The sequence below is a fragment of the Psychromonas sp. MB-3u-54 genome, from assembly GCF_002836415.1.
GTDB lineage: Bacteria > Pseudomonadota > Gammaproteobacteria > Enterobacterales > Psychromonadaceae > Psychromonas.
Genome location: NZ_PJBP01000151.1, coordinates 1 through 10,085 on the forward strand (window position 1 = coordinate 1; position 10,085 = coordinate 10,085).

Consider the following 10,085-nt stretch of genomic DNA (forward strand, 5'->3'; position numbering starts at 1 on the left):
GTTAGTTATTAGTTGTTGGTTGTTGGTTATTGATTATTGGTTATTGGTTATTGATTATTGGTTATTGGTTATTGGTTATTGGTTATTGATTATTGGTTATTGGTTATTGGTTATTGGTTATTGGTTATTGGTTATTGGTTATTGATTATTGATTATTGGTTATTGGTTATTGGTTATTGATTATTAGTTGTTAGTTATTGGCGATTAGAAAATATCTGCTTATTTTACTCACCCATTTGCAAATACAGTATTGCGTATCGGCAAAGGGGTGAGTAATAGTTTTATTTATTCGATGCTATTGCAGCTTCAAGCAGATCACTGCCAATATCTTTTTCGAATTTTTTCCACACGGGTTTAAGCGCCACAACCCAAGCTTCACGTTGCTCCGCTGTTAACGTACGTACCACACCACCAGCATCAATAATTTTTTGCTTGTTTTCTTCATTAACTCTCGTTGATTCGCCATTTCTGGTTTGAGTCACTTCAGACATTATTGTGCTTAACTGGTTACGTACATCCGTTGGTAAACCCTTCCACCAATCATCGGAGGTCACCAGCAGGTAATCCAGAATACCGTGATTTGTTTCCGTGACGCCATCTTGTACTTCGAAGAATTTTTTACCGTAGGTATTTGACCAGGTATTTTCCTGACCATCGATAACTTTTGTCTGCAGACCACCGTAAACTTCACTGAAGGACATTTTTTGAGGGTTCGCGCCAAGTTGTTCAAATTGAGCCACAAGCACATCGGATGCCTGTACTCTGAACTTAAGGCCTTCAGCATCACTTGGCAGTAACAAAGGTTTACTCGCTGACATCTGTTTCATGCCATTGTGCCAAAATTCCAACCCTTTGATTCCCCGGCGGACCATAGAATCTTTCAAAATGTCCCCGGATGCTGAATTTTGAAAACGGTCTACGGCGGCCACATCAGCAAATAAAAAGGGAAGATCAAAGAGACGGAATTTTTTAGTTATTTTTTCAAATTTGGATAAAGAAGGAGCCGCAAGCTGCAGATCACCGCTCAAAATAGCTTCTAAGGCCTGGTCATCATTATAAAGAGTGGTGTTAGGAAAAACTTCCATACAGGCTTTGCCATCCATCTCTTTATTCACTCGGTCAGATAATAAAGAGGCGGCGATGCCCTTAGGGTGACTGGTCTCATTGGTTACATGGCTGAATTTGATCACTATTTCACCCGGCTCACAGCTTGCTGATGCATTAAAGCTTGCAAGTACGGCAACGGTGCCAAGCGAAAGGGTCATTAATTTTTTTAACATGTTGTACTCCTGTACGGCAGTTTTAGTCTGATTGCGCATTGATTGAGCAGGGCGCTGGTTGAACTACATATTATTGTTAGCAATTAACATATAGTAATTAATATTTAGCAATTAACGTGCCAATGTTAATTAAATGTTGCAAAGCCGTGTGAGTAAAACAATCTACTTACATTTTGTTAACCTAATGCCTGCCGAAGAGTGTTGAAACGGGTGGAAACCCACCCATTTATATTTTGTTATGGGTGGACTATTACCAATTTTTTTAATCGGGAGAATTAAAAGTGCGTGAGTGGTGATTAACCGCACCCTACCAATGCTTTCTTTGACTTAGTTGTTAAAAGAAAGATAACTGTGTTTTTCTGGCGTAAGGTTAGATTATTTATACGAATGGATATTAATGGAAAGTTTTTGTATTACAGCCTGTTGACCTTATATAAGGGGAGAAATAAACGCAGTGAAAGTTTATTTTAACTAGCTGATTGGTAAGATAGTTATACGGATTGTTGTAATAGAAAAATAGAGTCATTACTGATTATTCTGCTGCGAGTCTGTTTTCTGAGATCAATAAAAAGGAACTGTTTTAAGGCGGGAGAGAGAAGAAATTAAAGCCAAAGTGATAACGATGGCTTTAATTAAAACGGCAGATTATTTATGCAGATGGACATCCATTTGCGGGAACGGAATATTAAGGCCTTCTTTAGGAAATGTTTTATAGATATTTTCGTTCATGGCCCAGAACACCGGAAAAAAATCGGCTGCGTTAACCCAGGCGCGTACCGAAAAATTCACTGAACTGTCTGCTAATGCAGAAACCACAATAACCACTGCAGGATCTGTGAATATACGCTGATCCGCATCACAAAGTTGTTGGATCACCGCACGTGCTTTATCTAAGTCATCGCCATAGGCAACACCGATAGTCCAATCCACGCGACGTTTTTTTTCAGTTGAAAAGTTCACCATCGAGCCGGTTGATAAGCCGCCATTGGGTATAATAATGGTTTTGTTATCGGGAGTGGTTAAAATACTATTAAAGATTTGTATCTCTTTAACGGTTCCCATATGCCCTTGCGCATCAATAAAGTCTCCGACTTGAAAGGGTTTAAAGAGTAATATCATCACGCCACCGGCAAAGTTTTGTAATGTCCCTGAAAGTGCCATACCGACAGCTAAACCGGCTGCGGCGAGAATGGCTACAAAAGAAGTCATTTCAATGCTCAGCATACCCAGCACCGTTATACCTAACATTACCTTAAGTACTATGCCGCTGATGCTGCATAAAAAGGGTTTTAAAGAAGGGTCTACTTTGCCCTTGTCCATTATTTTATTTAAACCGGCAACCAGCAATTTAATTACCCAACTACCAATCACCCATAGGGCAATAGCAGCAATTAACTTAGGTCCGTATTCGATAGCGTTCACTGTTACTAAGGTTATCATTTGATCGGGAGTCATCATTTATTTTACCCTTTTTATCTTTTATTAAGCAGAGGACTACATTCTATCGATTTTATATTGCTTAGAATCAAGCCGTTAAACTGACTATAATTTCGAAACACAATCGTAGATAATAAATTGTTTTTGAAAAAATATTTTGAAACAGTCAGTTAGACTAGTTACATAAGAGACATTTGTCTACTATTACGAAGCAACGAATTCCATTTCTGTTTGGTATCTTGTAACTACTTTAGCTTAAAAATCGGGAAATAATGAATATTATCTATAACGGACCCAGCGAAGGTCCTCTGTTTGTCTTTGCCCATGGGGCGGGTGCGCCGGCTAATGCCGATTTTATGGAAATAATTGCAACAGGGCTCGCTTTGCGGGGGATCCGCGTGGCACGTTTTAACTTTGCTTATATGCAGCAGCGTGTTGACGCAGGCACACGTCGTCCGCCTGCGCGCGCGGAAAAATTAGTGGTAGAATTTGTCCAGCTGATTGCGAAGCTTAATCAGCCTATGGTTATTGGAGGTAAATCAATGGGCGGACGTATTGGCAGTTTGCTTGCCGCGGGGCCTGCCAATGACAAGGTTAAAGGGGTTGTCTGCCTGGGTTACCCGTTTCATCCAGCGGGCAAGCCGGAAACATTAAGAACGGCACACTTACCTTTGATTAAGCAAAAGATGCTCATTATTCAGGGTGAACGCGATAAACTTGGCTCTCGGGAGGAAGTTCAGTCCTACGGATTGCCGAAAGAGATCCAATGGTTATGGCTGGAAGATGGCGATCACGATCTTAAACCCAGGGTTAAAAGTGGATTTACCCATTCGGCTCACCTGCAAAAAGCGCTTGATAAGATGGCGTTATTTATTAAAAATTCCTTAGCTGCAACGGGGGAATAAAACTCTCTCTACTGGCAGTACTGCATCTCAATTGAATGATGGTTGTGTGAATCACGTTAAAGGTAATGATGCAGTTAAAGGATGAGTTTGCACAACTAAAAGTTGAACTGGATGCACTTCAGTCAGAGCAAGCTCAGCAGCGACAAAATATCGAGCTGCGCCTGACTGATTGTAGCGTCAAAATCAGCAGATTAAGCGCGCTGGTGAGTGACGATTTGAGGTTAAACCCATCCACTACGACAGCATTAGTCGGATTAGGTCTGATATTAAATTATTTAAGTGCTTATTTTATTGGTCCCTATATTCAGTTGGTGCCGAGCGGTGTTTGTTTCATCTTACTGCTGGTTATTACCCTGACGGGGTTTGCTCTGTCGATAAAACTGCCTCTACAGTGATCTCTTTGTTAGTTTTAATGGGCGGCTTTGCCGTGCCGCTGATACTGGTTTCCGGCAGTCATGCCCCATTACTTTATCTTTCTTATTAACAGTTTAGTTTGCTGTGTTAAAGAGCAAAAATCTCTAAGCGGTCTGCTGCTAGTCTTTGCGGGAAGTTTTGCCGGATTTACAGCGTTATTCCTTATCAGCCTGGATTTTCTGGGACTGGTGCTGTTACTTGAAGGTTTATTACTGCTCGGGCTGGGGGTCAAAGAGGGGGACCAATCGCTGCGCATGGAAGTTTATGTTTTATTGGCGCTGGGCCTGATCCTTAATATTAATGGTCTGAGTGATACAGTTGTTAGTGTAGATTATGATTTATATCGTTTTGAGCAGTACGGTTTTATATTGCTGACGCTTTTACTGAGCACGGCCGCAGTGCTTATTGTATCGGTAATGATCGGCAAATTATTCTCTGAAGCTGTCCCTTCTGATTTTGAATTTAAGGTCCGTATTATCACTAAGGAGCTGCTAAGTTATAGCTCTGCGGCGAGTTGTTTGTTTATATCCAACCTTCTTATCGCCGATAATACAACGCATCTGTTGCCTCTGCTCAGTTTGTTACTTTTATATTTAGCCGCCCGCGATAAACTAAAATTGACTGAACTGCTCGCCTGGTTAATTATCCTTCTGCCGTTAATCTTTTTGCCTAAGGTGCTGCGTGATTTTGAAAGTTATTTCAGTCTGGCGCTGTGGGGCAGTTGTTTTATCAGCTTGCTTTCGGCTCGGCTGCTGAGTAACAGGATGTTATGAATCAAATCACACCAAACGCATTAATAAAGTGATCCGATTTATTATTTAAAATTGATCATAAATTTAATGGCGGTCTTATTTGAACGTCAACTAGCACGCACTATGACAATAAACGCATAGCTAGTAGGGTGTATTCTATGCCTACCTGCGGTGCATAGAATGCACCCTACCGATAACATCATACCAAATGCATTATTCGATTTACTATTCAAAATCATCCCGGCGGCTTTTTGAGCGTAAATTTTTCCTTTGAAGTAACTGATCATAAATTTAATGCGTTTGGTATCACTCACGAAGCTAGCATGTATTTTAACCAACATAAATGAACAGAAAATTAATGCTGGTATTAAATCCCCAAGCCGCTTAAATCGCGATCTTTAAGTGGCCCTCTGTGCATGCTTTTTTAATTGATGCGCTTATTTCATTGCCTGTGCAATGCTGGTACATATCGTTTCTCGAATCCATTTATGACCCGGTTCATCGTCATTACGTTTATGCCATAACAGTACGTAGGCAAGGGGAGAAAAGGTGATCGGCAGCGGCAATTGAACCAATGGATATAATTTTTTAGCATGGGGCACAAAGCTGGAAGGTAAAGTGAAAATAAGATCACTGTGTGCGCATACACTTGCTGCGCCGTAAAAATCCGGCAGCGTACTGCTAATGCGCCGATGCTGACCGGATTCTGCCAGATGATAATCTAATGCCCACCAATCATTACCCTCACAGCGTACCTGCACATGGGACATCTGCAGATAACTTTCAATATTCCAGTCGCCTGCTTTTTCGGTATTAAGTATCGGGTGATTTTCTCTTACTAAGCAGATCTGCTGATCCGTAAACAAGGTGGTTTGGATAATGCCCTCTGGTAAATTATTCAGCCTTAAATCCGATGCCGGGTGCAGATCCCGCGCTGTAATACCAAAATCAATCTGTCCCTGCAATAAAGCGGACATTGACTTTTCAGTCCACCCGTAAGTATCCAGGGTTATTAAAGGAGCCTGCTTTAAAAGCGGCCCGATATAAGAAGGCAGTAAGGTTTCATAGGCACTTTCGAGCATCGCAAAAGAGAATTGTCTACGGCTGGTTTGTGCTATAAAAGTGGGGGGCAGGGTGACTTGATATAAACCTTGTAAAATGGCCGGTAGCTGCAATTTTAACTGTAATGCATGGGCCGTCGGTTTCAGGCCATGTGCAGTGCGCACAAAAAGCGGATCACCGAGTGTCTCTCTTAAGCGATTAAGGCTTTTACTTAATGCCGACGGACTTAAATGTAAACGGTTAGCTGCGCGGGTGGCGCTCTCTTCTTCTAATAATATTTGCAGGGTGACCAAAAGATTAAGATCAATTTTTGAAAGATTATCAATATTCATTTATACACTCTCCATGACGATCCGTAGCATATGGCAGCGCCGGACCTATCGCATTTTCGGTATTCAAACTCAGCAACCTATTCAAGCAAGATATGCCTCAAAGGAAATTGGGTTCTGAAATTATGCCATTATGATTCATAACATACCTTTGGTAAACTGCGCTTAGTCAGCTAATTTAACGTTTTAACTATTTGAGTAACATAATGCGCCGAAATATATTACCTATATTGATGTCAATGGTGGTGTTAAGCCCCCTTGCAATCGATATCTATTTGCCTTCTATGCCGGTAATGGCTGTTGAGTTTGATATTTCATCCAGCGAAATACAGTCAACCCTGATATTGTTTTTATTTGCGATGGGGATTGGGCAAATATTGATTGGTCCGCTTGCGGATCGCTTTGGCAGACGCCCGATCGGGATCGGTGGCATTGCATTTTATATTGTCAGTAGTGTATTAGCCGCGATTGTAGTCGAGTTTCATTGGCTACAGTTTGCCCGAGTATTACAGGGCATTGCCGCCTGCGCTTCATCGATAGTGGTATTTAGTGCGGTACGTGATAGTTTTTCGGCCAAAGAAGGAGCGCATTATTACAGTTATTTGAACGGCATGATCTGTGTGATCCCCGCATTGGCACCTACTCTGGGTGGATTACTCGCATTACAGTTTGGCTGGCGTTCAACCTTTCTCTTTATGGCGATTTACGCGCTTATTATTCTGCTGATCGTCTTCTATCGCTTACCGGAAACGCGGCCAAAAAATACCCAGAGCAGCGGCGCGTTATATCACTGGTCACGATTTAAGCCGGTACTGCAGGACAGTCATTTTCTCTTTTACGCATTGACCTGCATGACCGGGATGGCGGTGATTTTAACTTATGTTTCCTATGCGCCCGATTGGTTAATTCGGCATTTAGGTGTTTCTGAATTGAGTTTTAGTCTTTTATTTGGTCTGAATGCGCTGGTTAATATCGCTGCGTGCTTCGCCGCTCCCGTGGTTATTAAGCGTCTCGGGAATCGCGTGACTGTGCTGATTGCTTTGCTGACCTTTATCCTGTCAGCATTGTTGCAGTTATTTGTTCAGCAATGGGGGCCCGCCAGCGGACTCGCTGGCGCATTTGCATTTATGCTGCCGATGATGTTGTTATGTATTGGTTTTGCTTTATTGCTCGGACCTGCTACGAGTATGGCGTTGTCCAGATTTGGTGAACGTGCCGGTACGGCAAGCGCGATGCTTGGCTGTATTCAAATGAGTGGTGCCGCATTGCTGGCCGGTTTGATTCAGCAGACCGACTTAACCGCGCCCTACGCGGCGATTTTATTAATGGGAGGGGGATCTCTTATCTTGTTAGCGCTGATGTTAATGCCCCGTTTTAATCACTGGCATCAAGAACAGTTCGCAAATTAATGCCAGAACGTCATTTTTTGCTTTACTCAATCGAGTATTGGACAGTTCGCAGTACTCGGTAAAATAATAAAAATAAGGCGGGAAAAGGTAACTTTTGTTTTTTGCATCTTCCTGTCTTAATTATTTTAACCAGCAATATTGAGCAGATAGTTAAGAGAATTGCTGTAATACCCGCTTGTATCTATCCCCATAAACATAAGCTGACGTGATGTGTTTCACGTTTCATGAAATTTAATAGGCCGCATTTACAGTGCCCACAGCTTAATTTTTATACTGTTATAAACATTATTATGCAACCCGTTAAATGATGCCCCAAAGCAGAATATTCAGCACCAATAGAGAGCATTTTGACTTCAATTTGACTTGTTTTCCCCGAATAAAATTGACCATGATTTTTTTACAAAAAAAAGACTCGATCAAGCGCCAGTAGGCTTATATTGAAAATAATTTACATAAAAGAGTGTGGAAAAAATTAAAAAGATAATAATTTTTTTGTGGGCATATATTTTGCTTTATTTCGTATAGGCCACTGTTTAAGAGCCGCTAACGGTCTGTTTTTAGAGTCTAAATAATGTTCTGAAGATTGTTTTTTTAGTATTAATGCTTTTCTTTATGCCTAATCTGGCGCATTGCAAAATTAAATATATTGAATAATATACCTCGCACTCTCATATAGCGTTTTGTTATTAGATATGTTTTTTATCTAGTCCTGTAACAGATGCTGAATGGTAATAATTTTTTTTGAAGCCAGATGCTATTTCATCTAGTGGTAGGTAATTGTCATGTCTTTATTAGAAGTAACAAATCTGCGCATTGAGTATCCATCTCGTCATGGAGTCCATGCTGCCGTTAAATCCCTTTCTTTTTCCATTGAAAGAGGAGAAATTGTCGGCGTTGTTGGTGAGTCAGGTGCCGGTAAGTCGACCGTTGGTAATGGCATTATTGATCTGCTGAGTCCGCCTGGTGTTATTGCCAGTGGTGATATTTATTTAGACGGGGAAAAAATTTCCGGTTTAAGCGATCAGCAAATGCGCTCGGTTCGCGGCTCAAAAATAGGTTTTATTTTTCAAGATCCAATGACCTCTCTCAATCCTCTTTTCACCGTTGAAAGACAATTAACAGAAACCATTCGCGCCAATCTAAAGGTGAGCGGAAAAGAAGCTTATCAACGCGCGCTTAATTTGATGGAGCAAGTCGGCATTCCCGATGCGCATTTAAGGATCAAACAGTATCCTCATCAATTTTCAGGCGGTATGCGCCAGCGTGTTGTTATCGCGATAGCACTCTCCGGTGAGCCTGATTTAATTATCGCCGATGAACCGACGACGGCACTGGACGTGTCCATTCAGGATCAAATACTAACCCTGATCCGTAATCTGTGCATTGAAAAAAATGTTGGCTGTATGCTGGTTACCCATGATATGGGCGTGGTCTCTAATGTAACGGATAAAGTTGCGGTGATGTATCGTGGTGATTTGGTTGAGTTCGGGCTAACGGAAAAAGTGCTTGGCAATCCCGATCATGATTATACACGCAGCCTGATCTCAGCTGTACCCCGTTCAGATATTAAGCTAGACCGATTTCCTCTGGTAAATTACATAGAGGAAGCGGGCGAAATGAAGAAACTGGATATAAAAACCCATTGGTTAGGTCAAAGTGAAGATCAGCGTGAATATAGCGGCCCGCTATTAAATGTGGAAGATGTCAGTTTACGTTTTACTACCAAGGACTCAATGTTTGAGAGCCGCCGTGAATATGTCCAAGCTAATGATAATATTAGTTTTCACATTAACGAAGGCGAAACCTTCGGTCTCGTGGGTGAGTCCGGTTCAGGAAAATCGACTGTCGCACGTGTTATTGCCGGTTTGTATAAACCAAATGCAGGTAAGATTTCCTTTGAAGGTATTGATTTAACCGCAATCAAATCAGAAAAAGAGCGCCGGCCAATTCGCCGTCAAATGCAGATGGTATTTCAAAATCCCTATACTTCAATGAATCCTCGCATGCGTATCTTCGATATTATTGCCGAACCGATACGCTTTCATAAACTCGCACAATCAGAAGCTGAAACGCGTCAAATTGTGCATGACTTATTAGATCATGTTGGGCTCGGGCGCATGGCGGGGGTGAAATATCCCCATGAATTTTCAGGCGGTCAACGCCAGCGTATCTCTATTGCGCGTGCTTTAGCAACCAGACCGCGTTTATTAATCTGTGATGAACCAACATCCGCTTTAGACGTCTCTGTACAGGGGCAAATATTGAACTTGTTAAAAGATCTTCAGGATGAACTGAATTTGACCATGTTATTTATCAGTCATGATCTGCCCGTTATACGTCAAGTGTGTGATCGTATTGGGGTTATGCAAAAGGGGAAACTGTTAGAAATTGCCCCTACCGAGCAATTATTTAACACACCACAACATCAATACAGTCAACATCTTGTTTCTTTAATGCCTGAATTTAAAGGGCTGAGAGTTTAATAGTTAACTGCTAT

General features: G+C 41.6%; 8 protein-coding genes. 5 read left to right on the plus strand and 3 right to left on the minus strand.

Annotated elements, in window-relative coordinates; all coding sequences use genetic code 11:
• Positions 1–281: 281 nt before the first annotated feature.
• Both CXF72_RS11365 and CXF72_RS11370 read right to left on the minus strand, forming a co-directional pair.
• Positions 282–1,280: a DctP family TRAP transporter solute-binding subunit gene (locus tag CXF72_RS11365; RefSeq protein WP_101039136.1), complete on the minus strand. Its 999-nt coding sequence runs from the start codon at positions 1,278–1,280 to the stop codon at positions 282–284.
• A gap of 645 nt (positions 1,281–1,925) precedes the next feature.
• Positions 1,926–2,738 (minus strand): mechanosensitive ion channel family protein, encoded by an 813-nt coding sequence (locus CXF72_RS11370; protein WP_101039137.1) that lies wholly within the window; start codon positions 2,736–2,738, stop codon positions 1,926–1,928.
• Between the two features lie 251 nt (positions 2,739–2,989).
• On the opposite strand from CXF72_RS11370, the gene CXF72_RS11375 reads away from it, so the two are divergent.
• The 3 genes from CXF72_RS11375 (at position 2,990) to CXF72_RS11385 (ending at position 4,809) form a co-directional block, all read left to right on the plus strand.
• A complete protein-coding gene (locus tag CXF72_RS11375) occupies positions 2,990–3,622 on the plus strand; it encodes an alpha/beta family hydrolase (RefSeq protein WP_101039138.1) in 633 nt (210 codons plus the stop codon).
• Positions 3,623–3,687: 65 nt separating this feature from the next.
• Positions 3,688–4,017 carry a hypothetical protein gene (locus CXF72_RS11380; protein WP_157823245.1) on the plus strand — a complete coding sequence of 110 codons (330 nt, stop codon included), beginning with the start codon at positions 3,688–3,690 and terminating at the stop codon, positions 4,015–4,017.
• Positions 4,018–4,077: 60 nt separating this feature from the next.
• Entirely contained in the window at positions 4,078–4,809 is a 732-nt protein-coding gene (locus CXF72_RS11385; RefSeq protein WP_101039140.1) for a hypothetical protein, read from the plus strand.
• A gap of 416 nt (positions 4,810–5,225) precedes the next feature.
• Here CXF72_RS11385 and CXF72_RS11395 read toward each other — a convergent pair whose 3' ends face one another.
• Entirely contained in the window at positions 5,226–6,182 is a 957-nt protein-coding gene (locus tag CXF72_RS11395; RefSeq protein ID WP_101039142.1) for a LysR substrate-binding domain-containing protein, read from the minus strand.
• Positions 6,183–6,385: 203 nt separating this feature from the next.
• On the opposite strand from CXF72_RS11395, the gene CXF72_RS11400 reads away from it, so the two are divergent.
• Positions 6,386–7,588 carry a multidrug effflux MFS transporter gene (locus CXF72_RS11400; RefSeq protein ID WP_101039143.1) on the plus strand — a complete coding sequence of 401 codons (1,203 nt, stop codon included), beginning with the start codon at positions 6,386–6,388 and terminating at the stop codon, positions 7,586–7,588.
• A gap of 782 nt (positions 7,589–8,370) precedes the next feature.
• Positions 8,371–10,071, plus strand: a complete 1,701-nt coding sequence (locus CXF72_RS11405; RefSeq protein ID WP_101039144.1) for a dipeptide ABC transporter ATP-binding protein — start codon at positions 8,371–8,373, stop codon at positions 10,069–10,071.
• Positions 10,072–10,085: the final 14 nt, after the last annotated feature.

Coding starts and splice junctions, on each gene's coding strand:
- CXF72_RS11365 (WP_101039136.1), bottom strand. CDS start 1,280: ATGTTAAAAAAATTAATGACCCTTTCGCTTGGCACCGTTGCCGTACTT.
- CXF72_RS11370 (WP_101039137.1), bottom strand. CDS start 2,738: ATGATGACTCCCGATCAAATGATAACCTTAGTAACAGTGAACGCTATC.
- CXF72_RS11375 (WP_101039138.1), top strand. CDS start 2,990: ATGAATATTATCTATAACGGACCCAGCGAAGGTCCTCTGTTTGTCTTT.
- CXF72_RS11380 (WP_157823245.1), top strand. CDS start 3,688: ATGATGCAGTTAAAGGATGAGTTTGCACAACTAAAAGTTGAACTGGAT.
- CXF72_RS11385 (WP_101039140.1), top strand. CDS start 4,078: ATGCCCCATTACTTTATCTTTCTTATTAACAGTTTAGTTTGCTGTGTT.
- CXF72_RS11395 (WP_101039142.1), bottom strand. CDS start 6,182: ATGAATATTGATAATCTTTCAAAAATTGATCTTAATCTTTTGGTCACC.
- CXF72_RS11400 (WP_101039143.1), top strand. CDS start 6,386: ATGCGCCGAAATATATTACCTATATTGATGTCAATGGTGGTGTTAAGC.
- CXF72_RS11405 (WP_101039144.1), top strand. CDS start 8,371: ATGTCTTTATTAGAAGTAACAAATCTGCGCATTGAGTATCCATCTCGT.